The sequence below is a fragment of the Aestuariivirga sp. genome, assembly GCF_046093005.1.
Classification (GTDB): domain Bacteria; phylum Pseudomonadota; class Alphaproteobacteria; order Rhizobiales; family Aestuariivirgaceae; genus Aestuariivirga.
This window is the reverse complement of sequence record NZ_JBJTER010000054.1, coordinates 1-19691: the sequence shown is the minus strand read 5'-3', so window position 1 is coordinate 19691 and position 19691 is coordinate 1. Positions and strand designations below refer to the sequence as shown.

At 65.2% G+C, this 19691-nt stretch carries 20 protein-coding genes; 14 read left to right on the top strand and 6 right to left on the bottom strand.

Going from position 1 to position 19691, the window contains the following annotated elements; genetic code table 11:
- The coding region (locus tag ACKOED_RS04340) for a cobyrinate a,c-diamide synthase (protein WP_408915349.1) at positions 1-693 on the bottom strand (693 nt) is incomplete at its 3' end.
- A gap of 106 nt (positions 694-799) precedes the next feature.
- Here ACKOED_RS04340 and parC point away from each other — a divergent pair.
- From parC to ACKOED_RS04325, 3 genes are all read left to right on the top strand, one after another.
- Complete coding sequence (gene parC / locus ACKOED_RS04335; RefSeq protein WP_408915348.1) at positions 800-3043, top strand: DNA topoisomerase IV subunit A; 2244 nt, start codon at positions 800-802, stop codon at positions 3041-3043.
- Positions 3040-3603 carry a histidine phosphatase family protein gene (locus tag ACKOED_RS04330; RefSeq protein ID WP_408915347.1) on the top strand — a complete coding sequence of 188 codons (564 nt, stop codon included), beginning with the start codon at positions 3040-3042 and terminating at the stop codon, positions 3601-3603. Before parC ends, ACKOED_RS04330 begins: the two co-directional genes overlap by 4 nt.
- Positions 3604-3687: 84 nt before the next feature.
- Positions 3688-4446 (top strand): hypothetical protein, encoded by a 759-nt coding sequence (locus ACKOED_RS04325; RefSeq protein ID WP_408915346.1) that lies wholly within the window; start codon positions 3688-3690, stop codon positions 4444-4446.
- On the opposite strand, the gene ACKOED_RS04320 is transcribed toward ACKOED_RS04325, so the two are convergent.
- From ACKOED_RS04320 to ACKOED_RS04310, 3 genes are all read right to left on the bottom strand, one after another.
- Positions 4409-5047, bottom strand: a complete 639-nt coding sequence (locus tag ACKOED_RS04320) for a hypothetical protein (protein WP_408915345.1) — start codon at positions 5045-5047, stop codon at positions 4409-4411. The genes ACKOED_RS04325 and ACKOED_RS04320 overlap by 38 nt on opposite strands.
- Before the next feature lie 276 nt (positions 5048-5323).
- The gene (locus ACKOED_RS04315) at positions 5324-6229 is read right to left on the bottom strand and encodes a DMT family transporter (protein ID WP_408915344.1); all 906 of its coding nucleotides are present in this window, start codon (positions 6227-6229) and stop codon (positions 5324-5326) included.
- Positions 6230-6313: 84 nt separating this feature from the next.
- Entirely contained in the window at positions 6314-7048 is a 735-nt protein-coding gene (locus tag ACKOED_RS04310; protein WP_408915343.1) for an arginyltransferase, read from the bottom strand.
- Positions 7049-7186: 138 nt separating this feature from the next.
- Between ACKOED_RS04310 and ACKOED_RS04305 the strand changes: the two genes are divergently transcribed.
- The gene (locus tag ACKOED_RS04305) at positions 7187-8068 is read left to right on the top strand and encodes an NAD(P)-dependent oxidoreductase (RefSeq protein ID WP_408915342.1); all 882 of its coding nucleotides are present in this window, start codon (positions 7187-7189) and stop codon (positions 8066-8068) included.
- 2 nt (positions 8069-8070) lie between these two features.
- On the opposite strand, the gene hemB is transcribed toward ACKOED_RS04305, so the two are convergent.
- The gene (hemB, locus tag ACKOED_RS04300) at positions 8071-9078 is read right to left on the bottom strand and encodes a porphobilinogen synthase (RefSeq protein ID WP_408915341.1); all 1008 of its coding nucleotides are present in this window, start codon (positions 9076-9078) and stop codon (positions 8071-8073) included.
- Between the two features lie 245 nt (positions 9079-9323).
- Here hemB and ldtR point away from each other — a divergent pair, with 245 nt between their 5' ends.
- The 9 genes from ldtR (at position 9324) to ACKOED_RS04255 (ending at position 17875) form a co-directional block, all read left to right on the top strand.
- Positions 9324-9824: a transcriptional regulator LdtR gene (ldtR, locus tag ACKOED_RS04295; RefSeq protein ID WP_408915350.1), complete on the top strand. Its 501-nt coding sequence runs from the start codon at positions 9324-9326 to the stop codon at positions 9822-9824.
- A 308-nt stretch (positions 9825-10132) separates the two neighbouring features.
- Positions 10133-12067, top strand: a complete 1935-nt coding sequence (locus ACKOED_RS04290) for a L,D-transpeptidase family protein (protein WP_408915340.1) — start codon at positions 10133-10135, stop codon at positions 12065-12067.
- Positions 12068-12186: 119 nt separating this feature from the next.
- Complete coding sequence (glyA, locus tag ACKOED_RS04285; protein WP_408915339.1) at positions 12187-13542, top strand: serine hydroxymethyltransferase; 1356 nt, start codon at positions 12187-12189, stop codon at positions 13540-13542.
- 91 nt (positions 13543-13633) lie between these two features.
- Positions 13634-14113 carry a transcriptional regulator NrdR gene (nrdR, locus tag ACKOED_RS04280; protein ID WP_408915338.1) on the top strand — a complete coding sequence of 160 codons (480 nt, stop codon included), beginning with the start codon at positions 13634-13636 and terminating at the stop codon, positions 14111-14113.
- Positions 14103-15101 (top strand): bifunctional diaminohydroxyphosphoribosylaminopyrimidine deaminase/5-amino-6-(5-phosphoribosylamino)uracil reductase RibD, encoded by a 999-nt coding sequence (ribD, locus tag ACKOED_RS04275; RefSeq protein ID WP_408915337.1) that lies wholly within the window; start codon positions 14103-14105, stop codon positions 15099-15101. Before nrdR ends, ribD begins: the two co-directional genes overlap by 11 nt.
- Before the next feature lie 8 nt (positions 15102-15109).
- On the top strand, positions 15110-15703 hold the full coding sequence (locus tag ACKOED_RS04270) for a riboflavin synthase (RefSeq protein WP_408915336.1): 594 nt from the start codon (positions 15110-15112) through the stop codon (positions 15701-15703).
- Complete coding sequence (ribH, locus tag ACKOED_RS04265; protein ID WP_408915335.1) at positions 15700-16194, top strand: 6,7-dimethyl-8-ribityllumazine synthase; 495 nt, start codon at positions 15700-15702, stop codon at positions 16192-16194. The genes ACKOED_RS04270 and ribH overlap by 4 nt, the downstream gene beginning before the upstream one ends.
- Complete coding sequence (nusB, locus tag ACKOED_RS04260; protein ID WP_408915334.1) at positions 16191-16670, top strand: transcription antitermination factor NusB; 480 nt, start codon at positions 16191-16193, stop codon at positions 16668-16670. The genes ribH and nusB overlap by 4 nt, the downstream gene beginning before the upstream one ends.
- Positions 16667-17875, top strand: a complete 1209-nt coding sequence (locus ACKOED_RS04255; protein WP_408915333.1) for an MFS transporter — start codon at positions 16667-16669, stop codon at positions 17873-17875. Before nusB ends, ACKOED_RS04255 begins: the two co-directional genes overlap by 4 nt.
- Here the strand turns inward: ACKOED_RS04255 and ACKOED_RS04250 are convergent.
- Positions 17788-18834 carry a hypothetical protein gene (locus tag ACKOED_RS04250; RefSeq protein ID WP_408915332.1) on the bottom strand — a complete coding sequence of 349 codons (1047 nt, stop codon included), beginning with the start codon at positions 18832-18834 and terminating at the stop codon, positions 17788-17790. The two genes, ACKOED_RS04255 and ACKOED_RS04250, sit on opposite strands and share 88 nt — an antisense overlap.
- Before the next feature lie 222 nt (positions 18835-19056).
- On the opposite strand from ACKOED_RS04250, the gene ACKOED_RS04245 reads away from it, so the two are divergent.
- Positions 19057-19691, top strand: a 635-nt coding sequence (locus tag ACKOED_RS04245) for a sodium/proton-translocating pyrophosphatase (protein WP_408915331.1), incomplete at its 3' end; no start/stop codon positions are given.

Genomic DNA, 19691 nt, shown 5'->3' with positions numbered 1-19691 from the left:
GCTCAAGGGGGCGGGCGTGACGGGGGCTGCCAGTTCGCGGATGCGGGCCAGCAGGGCAGCGTCGCCGAGCTTCGCCGCAGCCTTGGCGATGAAGCTTTCAAGCTCGGGGTTCTCGGTGGCCTGGACGAGTCCCAAATGCCGTGATGGCAAGTTGAGGCCGGGGTCGTTCATGATCATGCCGGTCACCTGGTTTCCCAGCGCGCCGGATAGCAGGGCTGCGTGCCGCGGGCTGGCCACGCGGTTGAGGATGACGCCGGCCAGATCGATGTCAGGCCGGTAGCTGGCGAAGCCATGGACCAGCGCCGCGGCCGATTGCGCCTGGTGGCGGCAATCGACCGTCAGAACCACCGGCAGGCCCAGGGCGAGCGCCAGATCGGCGGTGGATCCGCCGCCGCCCGCCGGGCCGTCGAACAGGCCCATGACGCCCTCAACGATGACCAGATCGGCATCCCGGGCAAGCGCGGCCAGCAGCCCCCGCAGCCGGGCGGGCGGCATGGCCCAGGGGTCGAGATTATAGCAGGGCCGGCCGGTGGCGGCCTCGTGGAAGCGGGGGTCAATGTAGTCAGGCCCTGCCTTGGCGGACGCCACCCGCAACCCGGCATTGCGGAAGGCCCGCAGCAGGGCGAGCGTCACCAGCGTCTTGCCGCTGCCGGAGGCCGGCGCGGCGATCAGAATGGCCTTGCAGGGGGTCACGCCAAGTCCTTTTGTTTCCTTGGCTTTAAGCGCGAAGTCAGGGGCTTGGGAAGGGGGCAGCCTCAACCGACCGGTCTGCCTCCGGCCGTGCTATAAGCGGCGAATCATGAGCAAGCATGTTTCGCCGCCGCAAGGCCCCAATGAGATCGAGAAGATCGACCTGAAGGACGCGCTCGAGGAGCGTTACCTCGCCTATGCGCTGTCCACCATCATGCACCGGGCACTTCCCGATGTGCGCGACGGGCTGAAGCCGGTGCACCGGCGGCTGCTGCATGTGATGCAGCTGTTGCGGCTCGACCCCACCGCCGCCTTCAAGAAATCCGCCAAGATCGTGGGCGACGTGATGGGCGGCTATCACCCGCATGGCGATCAGTCGATCTATGACGCGCTGGTGCGCCTCGCCCAGGATTTCTCCTCGCGCTACCCGCTGGTCGACGGCCAGGGCAATTTCGGCAATGTCGATGGCGATTCCGCCGCCGCCTACCGCTACACCGAAGCCCGCATGACCGATGTGGCCAAGCTCCTCCTCGAAGGCCTCGACGAGGAGACCGTCGATTTCCGCCCCAACTACGACGGCTCGCTGCAGGAGCCGGTGGTGCTGCCCGGCGCATTCCCCAACCTGCTCGCCAACGGCTCCTCGGGCATCGCGGTGGGCATGGCCACCTCCATCCCGCCGCACAATGCGGCTGAGCTCTGTGACGCGGCGCTGCATCTCATCAAGTCGCCCAACGCCAGCAACGAGAAGCTGCTCCAGCTCGTCCAGGGGCCGGATTTCCCGACCGGCGGCATCGTCATCGACGGCCGCGCATCGATCATCGATGCCTACAAGACCGGGCGTGGCGGCTTCCGGGTGCGCGCCCGCTGGCACCAGGAAGAGCTGCCGCGCGGCATGTGGCAGGTGGTGGTCACCGAAATCCCCTATCTCGTGCAGAAGAGCCGGCTGATCGAGAAGATCGCCGAGCTGCTGCTGGCCAAGAAGCTGCCGCTGCTCGGCGACGTGCGCGATGAATCGGCCGAGGACATCCGCATCGTGCTGGAGCCCAAGAGCCGCACGGTGGACCCGACCCTGATGATGGAACAGCTGTTCCGCAACACAGAGCTCGAGTCCCGCATCCCGCTCAACATGAATGTGCTGAGCGGCGGCAAGGTTCCGAAGGTGATGAGCCTCGCCCAGGTGCTGCGCGAATGGCTCGATCACCGCAAGGAAGTGCTGGTCCGCCGTTCCAATTTCCGGCTGGCCGAGATCGCGCGGCGGCTGGAAATCCTCGAGGGCTATCTCGCCGCCTATCTCAACCTCGACGAGGTGATCCGCATCATCCGCGAGGAGGAGGAGCCGAAGCCGGCGCTGATCAAGCGTTTCTCTCTGACCGACAACCAGGCCGAAGCCATCCTCAACATGCGTTTGCGGGCGCTGCGCAAGCTCGAGGAAATGCAGATCCGCGGCGAGCATCAGGCGCTGTCCAGGGAACAGAAGGCGCTGAAGGCGCTGCTCAAGTCCGGCGACGAGCAATGGGCGAAGATCGCCGCCGAGATCAAGGCCGTGAAGGAGAGCTATTCCAAGAAGACGCCGCTCGGCCGCCGCCGCACCGATTTCGCCGAGGCTCCCGAGATCGATCCCGATTTCGAGCAGGCGATGATCGAGAAGGAGCCGGTCACCGTGGTGTGCTCCGAGAAGGGCTGGATCCGGGTGATGAAGGGCCATCTCGAGGATTTCTCAAGCCTTGCCTACAAGGACGGCGACCGCGGCCAGTACGCTTTCCACGCCATGTCGGCTGACCGGGTGCTGCTGTTCTCCTCGTCCGGCAAGTTTTTCACCCTCGATGTCGGCAAGCTGCCGGGCGGGCGCGGCCATGGCGAACCGGTGCGGCTGCTGTGCGATCTCGATGCCGCGGATTCGATCGTCGCGCTGTTCGTGCATGCGCCGGGCACACGCCGCCTCGTGGCCTCGACCGACGGCGATGGTTTCATCGTGCCGGAGGACGACTGCCTCGCCACCACCCGCAAGGGAAAACAGGTGCTCAACGTCAACACCCCGGCGGAGGCGGCGGTCTGTACGGCGGTGCCGGAAGCAGCAAGCCACGTCGCGGCGATCGGCGAGAACCGCAAGCTCCTCATCTTCCGCCTCGACGAGGTGCCGGAGATGGCGCGCGGCAAGGGCGTCCGGCTGCAGCGCTACAAGGATGGCGGGCTCAGCGATGCCAAGGCCTTCAACCTCAGGGAAGGCCTGACCTGGACCGATTCCTCGGGCCGCAACTTCTCGGTCACCGACCTCAAGGAGTGGATCGGCGAGCGCGCCCAGGCCGGACGGATGCCGCCCAAGGGTTTCCCGCTGCGGAACAAGTTTGGATGATCCGCCGCGTCCTGCTGTGTCTGCTGTTGTGTTGGCCGTGGCCGGCGCTGGCGGCGGACGGCCTCTGGCGAACGCTGCAGGAACCTGGAGCGATTGTGTTGTTCCGCCATGCCAATGCCCCGGGCACCGGCGATCCGCCGGCGTTCGACCTCGATAACTGCGCCACGCAGCGGAACCTCGACGGGCGGGGCAGGGCCGAAGCCAAAGCCATCGGCGCGGCATTCCGCCGCCATGGCATCGAAGCGGGGATGGTGTTGACCTCGCAATGGTGCCGCACCCGCGACACCGCCGAGCTTGCCTTTCCTGGCCGTGTCTCGGAGCAGCCCGCTTTCAATTCCTTCTTCGGCAACCGGGCGGCGGAACCGGCGCAAACCGCGGCCGCGCGGGCTATTCTTCGTCGCTGGCAGGGGCCGGGCGTACTGGTCGTGGTGACCCATCAGGTCAACATCGCCGCGCTTACCGGCATCGCCCCCCGGCCGGGCGAGGGCATCATTCTGCGGTCCGAAAACGGAGCATTGCGGGTGGTGGGGCGGCTGCCGCCGCCTGAACTTGCGCCATGAACTGCCGTTAAGGTTGCATTATTATTCCCTCGCGTAAGCTTTGTCGGTTAGGGCCGCAAACTACTTCATCCGGACCAAGAGTACATGACGGAAAAAATCCACTGGATTGGCAATGGACGTTTTCTGCCGGAAGCGCCTGACCTGGAGGCGGCGGCAGGCGAGCGGGACCTGTTGCAGCGGCGGGGGCTGGTCAAGATCGTGGAGGGCAGCGATGGCGCCACGGTACGCTGGAGCATGTTTTCGTCCAACTGGTCTTCACTCTATCTGACGGCGGAGTGGCTGTCGGAGCTGAGAGGGCCATTCCAGCTCCAGTATTATTCGGCGGGCTGGTTCAACGAACGCCATGAGCAGTGCTGGACGGCCGCTGACCGCATCCGCCAGCTGATCGCCAAGAGCGATGTTCACCTCTCGCAAACCGTCTATATCCAGAAAGCGGGCAAGGCGCGGGGCGATGTACCGCCGCTGTTGCAGAAGGCACTGAAGGACATAAACGTCAGTGAGGACTGCTCAATCGATTGCGCGTTTGATCCCAAATCGCAGAAATTCCGGGTGGCCAGAATCGGCGCGCAATCAACCATCGCCAAGCTGTGGGGGCTTAACCCGGTCTGCTATCCCTGTCTTTCCGGGCATTCCTACGACCAGGCCGTGAGCCGCGCCTATCCGGAAGTCTTCCGCACCGGCGAGCCACGTTATGACCACATCTATGCGGCGATGGCCTCAACCCGCGGCGAGGTCGTTTGGGTGCCATACCAGCGGGTGGTGCTGCCGCTGCGCCAGGAGCGCAACAGGCGTGCGGTCCGCGTGGTTACGGCACTGGCGAAGGTTGATATTTCGCCTCTGTAGTGGCCATTTCGGCGATCGAGAATTCAAGATGCCGGCGCAGCGCGATACCCACCCACTCGGCCTGTTCGGCCCCGTCCGGCTCCCACTCCCAGGTCAGGAAGCTCTGCTCGAGATGGCCGTAGCCCATGCGCACCATGTGGCCGCGGGTGGCCATTGACTGGCCGGTCAGCGCCCAGATCGCCTCCGGCTGCCACTTCACCATGGCCAGCATCATGCCGAGCCGCGGAAACACCGGGAAACAGCCCTTGGCGTGTTTGTCGATCCACAACTCTCCGTGGTAGACAATGCGTCCGCGGATCAGGTGCGAAAGCGAGTGTTCCGGCGGCATCACGGCGCGCGGCACGATCATTTCGCGCCGCTTCGCGTAAAGCCCCATCATCCAGCCCAGCACCCACTCAGCGAGGTTGGGGTCGGCGTCATCGAGGCGAAAGGCCTGGAGGCCCACGGTCTTGCCGTCCCGGTCGTTGACCGCCATCCAGAACCCGCGCTCGCTCAGGCTGCGACACGCTTGCGGATCGAACATGGGCGAAACATCGGTACCGCGCAGCCGCTGCCGCTCGCGAACGAGTTCGCTGAAATCGGTTGAGATCCGGAAATCCAAGCCAAGTCCCCGCCCGTCCTCAATCAGGTTGGCGATGGCCGTGACAGTTCGCAGTGGATCGGCCAGCCCTGTATCAGCGCCTAGAGGTTGTACGCCCTGTAGCCCAACTGTCAACGCATACATGGTTTGGCCCCCCTGTCCGACCAGGGCATCAGATGAGTTCTCAAGATCCCCGGTTCCAATAGTTCAACGACAACGTTAATTTTCTCTAAATTTGAACGTAACGTCAACTCAATTTATAGGTGATTTTCACGATTACGTTTCGCCTTCTGCTTTTCAGTTCTGGCCCTGGCTCACCATAAGCCGCCACCAGCTGTGGGCGAATACCGCCACAATCACCACGGTGCCGCCAAGCACCACCCGGGCGGAAGGGACTTCGCCAAACAACAGCCAGATCCAGACGGGGGTCAGCAGTGTCTCAAGCATGAAAAACATGCCGACATCGGCTGACGGCAGCACCCTCGGGCCGCGCGCCAGAAGCGCGGTCGCCAGCGGCATAGTCACCAGCCCGTTCAGCCCCAGCCAGAACAGCGCCGGCATTCCCAGGGCGCCGGCATTCCACATCTGCTGGAGCGACACCTCGAAAAAGAACACAGCAACCAGAGCGGCGGAAAGGCTGCCGAGCGCGAGGCTGGTCGTCACCTTTTTCCCGGTGGCGCGGATGATGGTGAGGATGGAGGCGGAACAGAAGGCCGAGAGCAGCGCCATGCCGTCGCCGGCCCAGTTACCGGCATAAATGCTGGTCGAGGCGATGATTGCGGCGCCGAGAAAAGCGGCGCTGGTTGCCGCCCATGTGTAGCCGTGGACGCGTTCGCCCAGCAGGACACGCGACATGGCCGCCGCGATCAGCGGCGTCAAGGCGATCAGGAAAACGACGTTGGCGGCATCGGTGTGTGCCACCGCGCCGATATAGGACATGTTTCCGATGGTGCTGAAAAACGCGACGGCAATGCCAGCCAGGCCCGCCACATAGGGCGTCCTGTCGCCCTGCGCCCGCATCATCATCCAGCCAGCCGTGATGGTTGCGAACAGCAGCAGGCCGCGGACAAACACCATGGTCCACTGATCTGCCATGGACAATCGAAGCAAGGGCAGGTCTAGGGTGAACAGCAAGCCGCCAAGCGCGGTGACCGCGAAGGCCACGCGCACTTGCCTGTCCGACGGCAGTTCTGCTGCTGACATATCAGCTTCGGCGGTAAGGGCTCATGACCGCCGCACAGAAGCTGAGACCGTTCGTTACGTCAATCTATCAGACTTACTATGTTTTCAACTTCTGGTTTCTTTATGGAGAACCCAGCCATCGGCGGTCAGGCGCTCCTGTGGCAGAAAGCGCGCCTTGTAGTCCATCTTGCGCGATCCCCGAACCCAGTAGCCAAGGTAAAGAAACGGCAGACCGAGCCGGCGCACCCGCGCGATGTTGTCGAGGATCATGTAGGTGCCCAGGCTGCGGCGGCGCTCTTCCGGATCATAGAAACTGTAGATCATCGAGATGCCGTCGCCCAGGATGTCGATCAGCACCGCGCCGGCCAGCCGGTTGCCATCGCTGCGAACGCGGTATTCAACCAGCCGGCTGTCGACGAAATTGTCATCGATCATCGCCGAGAAATCCAGAACCGACATGTCGGCCATGCCGCCATCGCTGTGGCGCTGGTCTATGTAGCTGCGGAACAGGGAATAGTGTTCCGAGGTGGCCTCGCTCTTTACCACCGTGGAATCGATGTCGGCGCTGGCCTTGAGGGTGCGCCGGAAACTGCCGGTGAGCGCGAAGGTATTGACCGGAACCCGCACCGAGACGCAGGCGGCGCAACCGTCGCAGGCCGGGCGGTAGGCAATGTTCTGGCTGCGCCGGAAGCCGCCCTGGCTCAGCTGGGTGTTGAGGCTCCGCGCATCATGGCCCACCAGATGCGTGAACACCTTGCGTTCAACCCGTCCCTGCAGGTACGGGCAGGGCGAAGGCGCCGTAATGAAGAACTGCGGGAAGTTCCGCCGCTCGATACTCACGTCAGTCCGCTCCGAATAGGCGATGCCGGATACAATAATGCCATGGCTGGCGGGTCATGCAAGGCTTACTCCCGCCCGTCAATTGATTCCGGAAGGCTGATCGCCTAGGACATAGCGTTTTCCAGAGGAAACAGTGGGATGCGGGCAGCATGGATCGGACTGGGTGTAATGGGGTTCCCGATGGCTGGCCATCTTGTAACCCGCGGTGGAGTTGATGTGACTGTCTACAACCGGACCGCGGCCAAGGCCGAAACATGGGCCGGGACTTTCAAGGGCAGGGCAGCCGCAACGCCCGCGGCAGCGGCGGAAGACGCGGATTTCGTGTTCGCCTGTGTGGGCAATGACGACGACCTTCGCCAGGTCACCATCGGCGACGACGGAGCGTTCCACGCCATGAAGCGCGGCGCGGTGTTCGTCGATCACACCACCGCCTCGGCGACCGTGGCGCGCGAGCTTCATGCCACAGCCGCCGCCCGGGGTCTCGGCTTCGTCGATGCCCCGGTCTCCGGCGGCCAGGCGGGCGCTGAGAACGGCGTGCTGACGGTGATGTGCGGCGGCACTCCCGAAGACTATGCCAGGGCCGAACCGCTGATCGCGTATTTCTCGCGCATGCGGAAGCTGCTGGGGCCGCCGGGGTCGGGCCAGCTTGCCAAGATGGTGAACCAGATCGCCATCGCCGGGCTTGTGCAGGGGCTGGCGGAGGCGGTCAATTTCGGCATGAAGGCAGGGCTCGACATGGAGGCCGTGGTCGAGGTGATCTCCAAGGGTGCCGCCGGCTCGTGGCAAATGGAAAACCGGCACAAGACCATGATCCAGGGCAAGTTCGACTTCGGCTTTGCCGCTGACTGGATGCGCAAGGACCTTGGGATATGCCTCGATGAATCGCGCCGCAACGGCGCGCCGCTGCCGGTGACGGCACTGGTCGATCAGTTCTACGCCGAGGTGCAGAAGCTGGGCGGCGGCCGCTGGGACACGTCCTCGCTGATCGCCCGGTTCCAGAACCTCGACCGTGCGAAATAGCCTCAGGACCTGAGGGTTCTCGCGACCTCCACGGCGAAATAGGTGAGAACGCCGTCCGCCCCGGCGCGCTTGAAGGCCATGAGCGCTTCCGGCACCACCTTCGCGGGGTCGAGCCAGCCGTTGCGGCAGGCGGCCATGATCATCGCGTATTCGCCCGACACCTGATAGGCGAAGGTCGGGACCGCGAAATGCTCCTTCACGCGGCGCACGATGTCGAGATAGGGAAGCCCCGGCTTCACCATCACCATGTCGGCGCCCTCGGCGATATCCAGGGCCACCTCGCGGATCGCCTCGTCGCTGTTGGCGGGGTCCATCTGATAGGTGCGCTTGTCGCCCTTCAGCGTGCCCGACGAGCCCACGGCATCGCGGAACGGGCCATAAAAGCCGCTCGCGTATTTGGCGCTGTAGGACATGATCTGCACATGCTGCAGCTTGCGCTCTTCGAGCGCCGCGCGAATGCGGCCGATGCGCCCGTCCATCATGTCCGAGGGCGCGATGATGTCGCAGCCGGCATCGGCTTGCACCAGGCTTTGCTTCACCAGCGCTTCGAGCGTGGCGTCATTGAGAATGTCGTCGCCCTCCATCAGGCCGTCATGGCCGTGGCTCGTATAGGGGTCGAGTGCCACATCGCACATGACGCCGATGCCGGGCACCGCCTTCTTGATGGCCCGCACCGCCTGGCACACCAGATTGCCGGCGTTGAACGCCTCGCGGGCATCGGCGGTGCGAAGTTCCGGCGGCGTGTTGGGAAACAGCGCCACCGCGGGAATGCCGAGGTCCGCCGCTTCCTTAACCTTATCGACCAGAAGATCGACCGAGTAGCGGATGACGCCTGGCATCGAGGGAACCTCCTCGGTCCGGTTGCTGCCCGGAATCACGAATACCGGCCAGATCAGGTCATGGGGGGTCAACGTGTTCTCCCGCACCATGGCGCGCGACCATGGGGTGCGGCGGTTGCGGCGCATGCGGATGGCGGGAAATGCGGGGCTGGCATCGGTTGGCTTGGTCATGGCCATTGTCTAACAAGACTTGGCGCGCCTCCGCAACCGGCGCCGCACCGGCAGGCTGCCGAGGAGGAATCTATAAAGCCTAACGCGCGTTCATCCAACACTTTGTAATTCTAAGAAGATGTTTACTGATCTCGTTGAGCGCCCCTTAAGCCGCGAACCCTAGTCTCGCGCGTCATGGGGACTGGTCCGGAAGAAGCCAGACCCAGGGTAATCTTGAGGTCGTCATGCAGATTGAGCCAACGGGGATGTTGCGTCTTTCGGCGGAAGCCGAGGCGGTGGATTGCAACCCAGTCAAATTGAAGTATCTCGATGCCTTGAACCTGATCGAAAGGCTGCACCGGCGCCTGCTGGAAGTCATTAAGGATGATTTCGAGCGCCATGGCGAACCCGAGGTCAATCCGGTGCAGGCGCTGCTGCTCTACAATATCGCCGATGCCGAACTGACCGCCGGCGAACTGAAGAGCCGCGGCCACTATCAGGGCTCCAACGTCTCCTACAATCTGAAGCGGCTGGTGGAGGCGGGGTATGTCCACCACGAACGCTCTTCCACCGACCGCCGCTCGGTGCGCATCCGGCTCACCGACAAGGGCAAGGCCATCCGCGCCCGCGTCGACGCGCTCTACGACCGCCAGATGCTGGCGGTGGAACAGGTCGCGGGCCTCGGCGCCAATGAACTCGACCAGATCAACAAGTCGCTTGGCCGGCTCGAGCGCTACTGGACCGACCAGATTCTGTACCGGCTCTAGCCGCCTTTCCGCCTTCCGCCCTGCAAGCGGCCCGAGGGACCGTGTTGTGGCAGAAATGCCGCAATACGGTCCCGAACCTTTTCCGCATCTCATTCTCGCCGCAATTGCCGGGCCAATCACGGCTCCGGCGAGGCCGGTTTTTGACGAGTCTGCGCGCAACTGTTATGGGAAAAGCCGGTGACGGGCTTGTGGCCTGTTTTGTTATTGTAGGGGCAGTGAGGTTCTTGATGAAAGTTTGGGCGTTGGCGTTCTCAGGTTCTGTCGGGCGGGTAGGGGCACTGGTCCTGTTCGGGTTGCTGGCCGTTGCCGTGGCATATCCCGCGCCGGCGCTGGCGGAACAGGAGAACTCGATCTTCTCGCAAATGAAGCGGAAGAAGGATGACGTGGCGTCTCCCGGGTCCAACGCCGCCAACGCCGCCAAGAACGCCGGGTCAGGCGTGGCATCCACCACCGAGAGCCGGATCGTCAATGACGGCAGCATCGCGCCCTTTATCACGCCCGACAGCGCCGCCAGCATGCAGGCGATGGCCGACAAATACGCCAGGATCGTCGCCGATGGCGGCTGGCCGCAGGTGAACCGCGGCAAGCTCAAGAAAGGGTCCAAGGGCAAGCCCGTGGCGGCGCTGAACCAGCGCCTGTTCATCGAAGGCTACCTGCAGGCCGAAGCCACGCAGGGCGAATTCGCGGAACTCTTCACCAGCGCCACCGAAGATGCGGTCAAGCGCTTCCAGGGCAATCACGGCCTCAAGGTGTCCGGCGTGATCGACGCGCCCACCCAGGCGGCGCTCAATGTCTCCGCGGCGGCCCGCTTCGCAACCATCCAGGCGAACCTGCCGCGTCTGGCGGAGTATTCGAAGGGTCTGGGCAGCCGCTATGCCGTGGTCAACGTGCCGGCCCAGCAGATCGAGACCGTGAGCGACGGCAAGGTCTATTCCATCCACAACGCCATCGTCGGCCGGCCGTCGCGCCCCACCCCGGTGGCGATGACGCCGCTGACCGTGATCCGCTTCAATCCCTACTGGAACGCGCCGGCCTCAATCGTCGAAAAAGACATCCTGCCGCGCATGATGTCGAAGGGCCCCTCCAAGATCATGGCTGAGATGAACATGAAGGTGTTCGAAGGCGTCGGCGGGCCGGAGATCGATCCTGACTCTGTCAACTGGCGCAAGGTGCGGGTGGATGATTATCATTTCCGCCAGGAGCCGGGCGGCACCAATGCCATGGCGACGGCGAAGATTGAATTCACCAGCCCCTTCGGCATTTATCTCCACGACACGCCGGAGCCGCATCTGTTCAAGACCGGTAACCGCTTTTATTCTTCGGGCTGCGTGCGCGTCGACCAGGTCGCGGTGTTCATCGACTGGGTGCTGCGCGGCCAGGACGGCATCGATCCAGCCCGCATCGCGGCCCTTGCGGAAAGCAAGGAGCGCCTCGATGTCGAAATCGCCGATGCGCCCGAGCTGCGGGTGGCTTATCTCACCGCCTGGCCCGCTAATGGTGGCGTGGTTGCCTTCCGCGGCGACGTTTATGATCTCGATGGCACCGGTTTCGTGACCGGCCAGCCGCTGCCAGTGGGCGAGAAGCTGGACGGGAAGCGTTACGTTCTGAAGCCATTGCCGCGTCTGCAGGAAGACATCGATACCGATGATGGGCTGGGCTTTGCCTCCCTGTTCCGCCGTAACGACAAGAACGACGTTTTGATGCCTGGCCAGATGCGCAAAGGCGGCGACAGCCTGATGGACGTATCCGGCCTGAAGGCGAAACAGGAAGCCGAACTCAAGCGAAAGCAGAAGGAAGCCGAGGCCAAGAAGAAGGCCGAGGAACTGGCCGCGCGCAAGAAAAAGGCGGATGAGCTGGCGGCCAAGAAGAAGGCCGATCAGCTGGCCGCCAAGAAAAAGAAGGAAGAAGCCGCCGCCGCCAAGAAGAAGGCTGACGAGAAGGCGAAGCTTGCCGCCAAGAAGAAGGCTGACGAAAAAGCCAAGGCCGCGGCGGCAAAGAAGAAGGCGGACGAAAAGGCGAAGCTCGCCGCCAAGAAGAAGGCGGATGACAAGGCCAAGGTTGCGGCCAAGAAACCCGCCACGGCGACGGCCCAGGCGCAGAAGAAACCCAGCGCCACCGCCACCGCCAAGAAGGCGCCGGCCGACTGCAAGCCCGGCAAGGATGGCAAGCTGCCCGCCGGCTGCCCGGCCCCGGCCGCGGCCAAGAAGCCGCCGGCTACGGCCAAGACCGCCGCCGCCAACTAGGCCGCAGCCCCGCGCGTCACGGCGGGCGGGGTTACCAAAGATGCATCTGGACCTCGGCCCGGCAATCTGCGATGGCCCCCGCATCGTAATGGTCCTGTTTGCCAAGGGGATACAGATTCATGCTCAAGAGAACCGCCGAAGCCATCATCAGGCCCGCCCGCAAGGCTGCGAAGAAGAAACCCGCCGCCAAGGCGAGAAAGCCGTTATTCCCCGGCTTCTTCAAGGATGCGCTGGCCAAATCCGACCCGAAGATCGCCAAGGCGATTGCCGCCGAACTGGGCCGCCAGCAGCATGAAATCGAGCTGATCGCCTCCGAGAACATCGTCTCCCGCGCCGTGCTGGAGGCCCAGGGCTCGGTGATGACCAACAAATATGCCGAGGGCTATCCGGGCCGGCGCTACTACGGCGGCTGCCAGTATGTCGACGTGTCGGAGCAACTGGCCATCGACCGCGCCAAGCAGCTCTTCAATTGCGCTTTCGCCAATGTGCAGCCGCATTCCGGCGCCACCGCCAACCAGGCGGTGTTTTTCGCGCTGCTGCAGCCCGGCGATACCTACATGGGCCTCGACCTGGCCTGCGGCGGCCATCTGACGCACGGCTCGCCGGTCAACCAGTCCGGCAAGTGGTTCAAGGTCGCGCCCTATAAGGTGCGCGAGGACAATCACCTGATCGACTATGGCAAGCTCGCGGAACAGGCGCTGGCCGTGAAGCCGAAGCTGATCATCGCCGGCGGCTCCGCCTATCCGCGCATCATCGATTTCAAGCGCTTCCGCCAGATCGCCGATTCGGTGGGAGCGTTGCTCATGGTCGACATGGCGCATTTCGCTGGCCTCGTCGCGGGCGGCGTGCACCCGAACCCGCTCGATCATGCGGATGTGGTGACCACCACCACCCACAAGACGCTGCGCGGCCCCCGCGGCGGCCTCATCCTCAGCCGCAATGAGGATCTCGGCAAGAAGTTCAATTCGGCCGTGTTCCCCGGCCTGCAGGGCGGCCCGCTCGAGCATGTGATCGCCGCCAAGGCGGTGGCGTTCGGCGAGGCGCTGAAGCCCGCCTTCAGGAAATATGCGAAATCCGTGGTGGACAACGCCAGGGTGCTGGCCCAGGCGATGATGGACGGCGGTTCGGACCTCGTGTCCGGCGGCACCGATACGCATCTGACGCTCGTCGACCTGCGCAAGAAGGGGGTGACCGGCAAGGCCGCCGAACAGTCCCTCGGCCGCGCCTATATCACCTGCAACAAGAACGGCATTCCGTTCGATCCGGCCCCCTTTACCATCACCTCCGGCATCCGGCTCGGCACCCCGGCCGGGACCACGCGCGGTTTCGGCGCCGCCGAGTTCCGCGAGGTAGGGGCGCTGATCAACGAGGTGCTGGACGGCCTTGCGAAGAATGACGAGCAGGGCAATGCCAAGGTGGAAAAGGCAGTGGCTGCCAAGGTCAAGAAGCTGACGGCGCGCTTCCCGATCTACTGAGGCGGGGCTGGGGCAGGGGGCCGGACCCCCTTGACCCCACCCGGCCTCTCGCCCAAGAGAGGGGCCTCGCCATCATTCGAGTGCCCATCGCTTGCGCTGCCCGTTCTGCTCAAATGAAGAAACCCAGGTGAAGGACAGCCGTCCCACCGAGGACGGCACCGCCATCCGCCGCCGCCGCTATTGCCCTGATTGCTCGGGCCGATTCACCACGTTCGAGCGCGTGCAGCTGCGTGAGCTGATGGTGGTCAAGAAAACCGGCAAGCGGGTGCCCTTCGACCGTGACAAGCTGATGCGCTCCATTCAGGTTGCGCTGCGCAAGCGCCCGGTCGACCCGGAACGCGTGGAACGCATGGTCTCCGGCATCGTCCGCCGCCTCGAGAGCCTGGGCGAGAGCGAGATCAAGTCCGAGACCGTGGGCAAACTGGTCATGGAAGCCCTCAAGATGCTTGATGACGTGGCCTATGTGCGGTTCGCGTCCGTCTACAAGAACTTCCGCGAAGCCAAGGATTTCGAAGAGCTTCTGGGCGAGCTTTCCGGCGAGGACGACAACGGCGAGACCGGTGACAACTGACGACGCCCGCTGGATGGACCAGGCCCTGCGGCTCGGCCGCCGGGCGCTCGGAACCACCGCCGAAAACCCCAATGTCGGCTGCGTGATCGTCAAGGACGGACGGCTCGTCGGTGCCGGCTGGACAAAGCCCGGCGGGAGGCCGCATGCCGAAACCGAAGCGCTCACCATGGCGGGTGCGGCCGCCCGCGGGGCCACCGCCTATGTGACGCTGGAACCCTGTGCTCATCACGGCCGGACCGGGCCTTGCGCCACGGCGCTGGCGGAAGCCGGTATCGCCCGGGTGGTGACGGCCATCGAAGACCCCGACCCGCGGGTGTCCGGCGGCGGCCACGCCATGCTGCGCCGCGCCGGGGTGGCCGTCGAAACCGGCCTGATGGCGGCGGAAGCCAGGCGCGACATGGCGGGCTTCCTGAGCCGCATCACCCGCAAGCGTCCGCAGGTCGTGCTCAAGCTTGCGCTGTCCGCCGATGGCAAGATCGCAGCGCCTGGGGGCGGGCGCACCGCCATCTCCGGGCCGGAGGCCTGGGCGCGGGTTCACCTGCTGCGCGCCCAGTGCGACGCGATCATGGTCGGCATGGGCACTGTGCTGGCCGATGACCCGGCGCTCACCTGCCGGCTTCCCGGCCTTGAACACCGCTCGCCCCGGCCTTTCGTGCTGAGCCGGGGCGGCCAGCTGCCGCCGGGATCGCGGCTCGCCTGGCGGGGCGCCGAGGTGCTGGGCGGAGCGCTTGCGGATGTGCTCGCGGGCCTTGGCAGCCGCGGCATCAACCGGCTGATGGTCGAGGGCGGCGCGCGGGTGGCGCGCGGGTTCCTCGAAGCGGGGCTCGCCGATGTCGTCTATCTCATTCGCGCGCCGCTGGCGCTGGGACCTGCGGCGGTTGACGCGCTGGCCGGCCTGCCGCTCGCTCTGGCATTGCAGCCATTCGCGGCGCTGGCGCAGGAAAAGCTTGGGGACGACCTGCTCACCGTTTATGACACGCGCTCGTAGAGGGTTTCATGTTCACCGGCATCATCACCGACATCGGCACCGTGCGCGCCGTCGCCAGGGCGGGCGATACGCGTTTCGAGATCGCCACCGCCTATGATCTGGCGACGGTGGACATCGGCGCTTCCATCGCCTGCAACGGCTGCTGCCTCACGGTGATCGAGAAGGGCGCTGGCTGGTTCGCCATCGAGGCCTCGGCGGAGACGCTGTCCAAGACCACGCTCGGAAGCTGGGGCACGGGAACCCGGGTCAATCTCGAGCGCGCCCTGAAGATCGGCGATGAGCTGGGCGGGCACATCGTGTCGGGCCATGTCGAAGGCCTGGGCGAAATCCTGTCGATCACGCCGGAGGGAGACTCGAAGCGTTTCCGCATCCGCGTGGCGGGAGCCCTGGCGCGCTTCATCGCGCCCAAGGGCTCGGTTGCGGTCGACGGCACGTCACTCACCGTCAACGAGGTCGAGGGCGATCTCTTCGGCGTCAACATCATTCCGCACACCCAGGCGGTTACCACCTGGGGCGCGATGGTTGCGGGCCAGCCCGTGAACATTGAAATCGACATGCTGGCGCGCTATGTGGCGCGGCTCACGGAGTACCGTCCGACATGAAGACCGAGAAGACCGAGGCCGCCATCACGCCGACGCGGGCCAATCTGCTGATCGTCGAGGCGCGTTTCTACGGCGATATCTGCGACGAGCTGTGCCGGGGCGCCATCGCCGCCGCGGAACGCGCCGGCGCGACATGGGAGCGGCTGGCGGTGCCTGGCGCGCTGGAACTTCCAGGCGCCATCGCCATGGCGCATGAGACCGGTCTCTATCACGGCTATGTGGCGCTGGGTTGCGTGCTGCGCGGCGAGACCTCTCACTACGACATCGTCGCCAATGAAAGCGCGCGTGGCCTCATGGACCTGACCCTCGAGGGCCTGTGCATCGGCAACGGCATCCTCACCTGTGAGAACGAGGCGCAGGCCTGGGCGCGCGCCAAGACCGACGACATGGACAAGGGCGGCGGAGCAGCCGAAACCGCACTCGCCATGATCCGCCTGTCACGGCTGATGCGCCGCAAGGCGGCTGGCCTCGACGCGAAACCCGCGCCGTGACGGCCAAGGCGCCAGAGGCGTTGCCGCAATCCCGCCGCACCGCGGCGCGGCTCGGCGCCGTGCAGGCGCTCTACCAGATGGATATTTCCGGCTCCGATGTCGGCGAGACGCTGGCCCAGTTCTCATCCCGGGCCATGGGCGAGGATTTCGAGAACGGCCAGTGCGGCGAGGCCGACTACCGCCATTTGCGCGAGGTCGTCGACGGCGTGGTGCGCGAGCAGCCCGCGATCGACCCCGCGGTCGACCGCCTGCTCGACAAGGCCTGGCCGCTGCACCGCCTCGATTCCACGGTGCGCGCCATCCTGCGGGCTGGCGCCTTCGAACTGATGTTCATGCCGCAGGTGCCCGCGCGCGCCGCGATCAGCGAATATGTCGATGTGGCGGATGCCTTTTTCGGGCCGGAGGAGCCGCGTTTCGTGAACGGCGTGCTGAACAGCCTGGCGCGCCAGACGCGGCCGGACGAATTCTCGGCATGACCGCGGAGGCGATCCCATTCGATGACGGTAAGGCGCGCCGCAATGCGGTGATCCTGGCGCTGGCACAAGCTTTCTATGGCGCGGCCTACACCGCCCTTGTCGTCACCGCGGGGCTGGTCGGCTCGCAGTTTGCGCCAAGCACCGCCTGGGCCACTTTGCCCGTATCGATGGCCATCGTCGGGTCGGCGATCACCACCTATCCCATGTCCATGTTAATGCGGCGGACCGGCCGGCGCAGCGGCTTCGTTCTGGGCTCTTTGCTCGGCGCAGCGGGCGGTGCAATCGGCGTCGTGGCGATCTATGACCGCAGTTTCGAGCTTTTTCTGGCGGCGTGTTTCCTGATGGGCGTCTATCAGGCGTCCGCCTCCTACTACCGCTTCGCGGCCGCCGACACGGCAAGCCCGGAGTTCCGGCCCAAGGCCATATCCTGGGTGATGACGGGCGGCATCGTGGCGGCGCTGGTCGGCACGCTCATGGTGATGGGCACCGTCGATCTGCTGGCGCCCGTTACCTTTGCCGGCACCTGGGCGCTGATGACGCTGCTGGCGCTTGGCGGCTCATTGATCCTGTTTGCCGTTGATATTCCGCTGAACGAAAAACATGATGCACCGAGCGGGCGTCCTTTGTGGGTCATTGCCCGGCAGACGCGCTACATGGTGGCGGCGCTTACCGGCACGCTGGCCTATGGCATTATGGTGCTGGTGATGACGGCGACGCCAGTCGCCATGCTTGGCTGCGGTTTCTCGGTGGCGGATTCGAGCTGGGTCATTCAATGGCATGCGCTGGCCATGTTCCTGCCCAGCTTCTTCACGGGCAATCTGATCGCCCGGTGGGGAGCGCAGCGCATCGCCGCTTGCGGCATGGCGCTGATGATCGGCGGCGGCGTAGCTGGCCTGCTGGGCGTCACCTTTGGCGATTTTGCCGTGATCATGATCCTGCTGGGCCTCGGCTGGAATCTGAGCTTCATCGGCGCCACGACCATGCTCACCGAAACCTACAGGCCCGAGGAAAAGAACAAGGCGCAGGGGCTTAACGATCTTCTGGTGTTCGTCACCACGGCGCTCGCCTCGCTGAGCGCCGGCAAGCTGCTCGCCTGGTTCGGCTGGCAGGGCGTGATCTACGCCATGTTCCCCATGGTCGCGCTGGCGCTGGCCATGCTGGTCTGGCTGTCGCTGTCGCGGCGGGCGCGCTCCGCGGCGGGCTGAGAGCCGAGCCAGCGTCCCAGACGCCAGGCGAGGCGGGTCACCGCGAGGCCGGCGGCCGCCAGCCATGTCAGCAGCGAGACCGCCCATATGGTGGCCGAGGTCATCACGCTGGCCACCGCAAGCGCCCCGCCGGTCAGCGCCAGCACGCCACGCGTCGCTTTGCCAAAACGCGCCGAGAGCCTGGCCATCACCGACAGGTCCTTGGCGGATTGCGCGGTGGCAAGCGCCGTGAGCGTCGCCCGGTATCCGGCCTTGCTGCCAATGGTAGCTATGTCGGTTCCAATGCCTTCCAGCGAAGAGGCGAGGCTCTTGATGGCGCGTTTGTCCAGCGCATCGGCGGCGCGCGCGGTCAATTCGCGGGCAAGCCCGGGCGAGAGTTTTCCTGCCCGTTTCGCGGCCTTCAGCATGCTGAGCCCGGCGCGGGCGGGCAGCGCCGTGCCGGCGGTGGCATAGGTCGCCACGCTGGCGCCGAGCCCGATTGCCGCAAGCCCCGCCAGCAGCGGGTCCACCGCTTCGCCCGATACGAAACGCCCGGCCTCGCGGTAGAGATCGCGCACATCGCCGAGCCCGGTCAGGTCCCCCGCCACCGCGCCGGCGAGGGCGGCTTCGCTGGACGCATCGCCGGTGAGAAAGCCGTTCCAGGCATCGGCACCCAGCCGGTCGAACGCCGCGGCTTCCGCCGCCGCGACCCTGGCTCTGAGCGTTTCGGGAAGCGCCACCCCGCGCGCCTCGGCCAATGCGGCGAGGCTTGCCGCAAGGTCTTCGTCATCAACCGCGAGGGCCGCGACGATGGCCGCCCGGTAATCCGCCGGCCTCTGGCGCGACAGGGCATAGTCGGCCACCGCCGCCTCATCGCGCGGGCCTGCCAGAAGCCGGATGGCCTCCGCGCCGGGCTTGAGCGCCACCGCGCCGGCCGCCACGGCCATCAGCATCAGGAAGGTTGCAATCCACCGCCTCATGGGGTTCTGGGTCCTTTCGCTCCCGCGCCCCTTTGGAGCCCGGCAAGCCGCCGCTTTCATGGCGCGGCCGTGGCGGTGGAAAGGCTTCAAGGGTCGTTCTGACGGTTGCGCTCCGGGCTTCGATTTGGCATACCGCCGTCACCGTCCGGGGCAGGGGTAAGGGAAGCATGTTTCCGTCTTCTGGGGCCTCGGAGAAACATTGAGCAAACACAAGGGTTTATCATGACCACTGCACTCTGGCTGATCGTCCTCGCGGGGGCGCTCTCCATCGTCTACGGAATCGTCACGACTCGCAGCCTCATGGCTGCCGATGCCGGGACGGCCCGTATGCAGGAAATCTCGGCTGCCGTGCGCGAAGGCGCCCAGGCCTATCTCAACCGCCAGTACCTGACCATCAGCGTCGTCGGCGTCGTGATCTTCATTCTGGCGTGGATCCTGCTCGGGGTATGGTCGGCGATCGGCTTTGCCATCGGTGCCATCCTGTCGGGTGTGGCAGGCTTCATCGGCATGAATGTTTCGGTCAGGGCCAATGTGCGGGTTGCGCAGGCGGCCACCAAGTCGCTGGCGGGCGGCCTTGACCTCGCCTTCAAGGCGGGCGCGGTGACCGGCCTTCTGGTGGCCGGGCTGGGCCTGCTCGGCGTCACCCTTTATTTCGGCTTCCTCAAGGACTCGCTCGGCTTCGATCCGACCAGCCGTACGGTGATCGACGCGCTGGTGGCGCTGTCCTTCGGCGCCTCGCTGATCTCGATCTTCGCGCGCCTTGGCGGCGGCATCTTCACCAAGGGCGCGGATGTGGGCGGCGACATGGTGGGCAAGGTCGAAGCCGGCATCCCCGAGGATGATCCGCGCAACCCCGC

Coding starts and splice junctions, on each gene's coding strand:
- ACKOED_RS04255 (WP_408915333.1), top strand. CDS start 16,667: ATGACCGCGGAGGCGATCCCATTCGATGACGGTAAGGCGCGCCGCAAT.
- ACKOED_RS04270 (WP_408915336.1), top strand. CDS start 15,110: ATGTTCACCGGCATCATCACCGACATCGGCACCGTGCGCGCCGTCGCC.
- ACKOED_RS04315 (WP_408915344.1), bottom strand. CDS start 6,229: ATGTCAGCAGCAGAACTGCCGTCGGACAGGCAAGTGCGCGTGGCCTTC.
- ACKOED_RS04250 (WP_408915332.1), bottom strand. CDS start 18,834: ATGAGGCGGTGGATTGCAACCTTCCTGATGCTGATGGCCGTGGCGGCC.
- hemB (WP_408915341.1), bottom strand. CDS start 9,078: ATGACCAAGCCAACCGATGCCAGCCCCGCATTTCCCGCCATCCGCATG.
- ribH (WP_408915335.1), top strand. CDS start 15,700: ATGAAGACCGAGAAGACCGAGGCCGCCATCACGCCGACGCGGGCCAAT.
- ldtR (WP_408915350.1), top strand. CDS start 9,324: ATGTTGCGTCTTTCGGCGGAAGCCGAGGCGGTGGATTGCAACCCAGTC.
- ACKOED_RS04305 (WP_408915342.1), top strand. CDS start 7,187: ATGCGGGCAGCATGGATCGGACTGGGTGTAATGGGGTTCCCGATGGCT.
- ACKOED_RS04325 (WP_408915346.1), top strand. CDS start 3,688: ATGACGGAAAAAATCCACTGGATTGGCAATGGACGTTTTCTGCCGGAA.
- ACKOED_RS04330 (WP_408915347.1), top strand. CDS start 3,040: ATGATCCGCCGCGTCCTGCTGTGTCTGCTGTTGTGTTGGCCGTGGCCG.
- glyA (WP_408915339.1), top strand. CDS start 12,187: ATGCTCAAGAGAACCGCCGAAGCCATCATCAGGCCCGCCCGCAAGGCT.
- parC (WP_408915348.1), top strand. CDS start 800: ATGAGCAAGCATGTTTCGCCGCCGCAAGGCCCCAATGAGATCGAGAAG.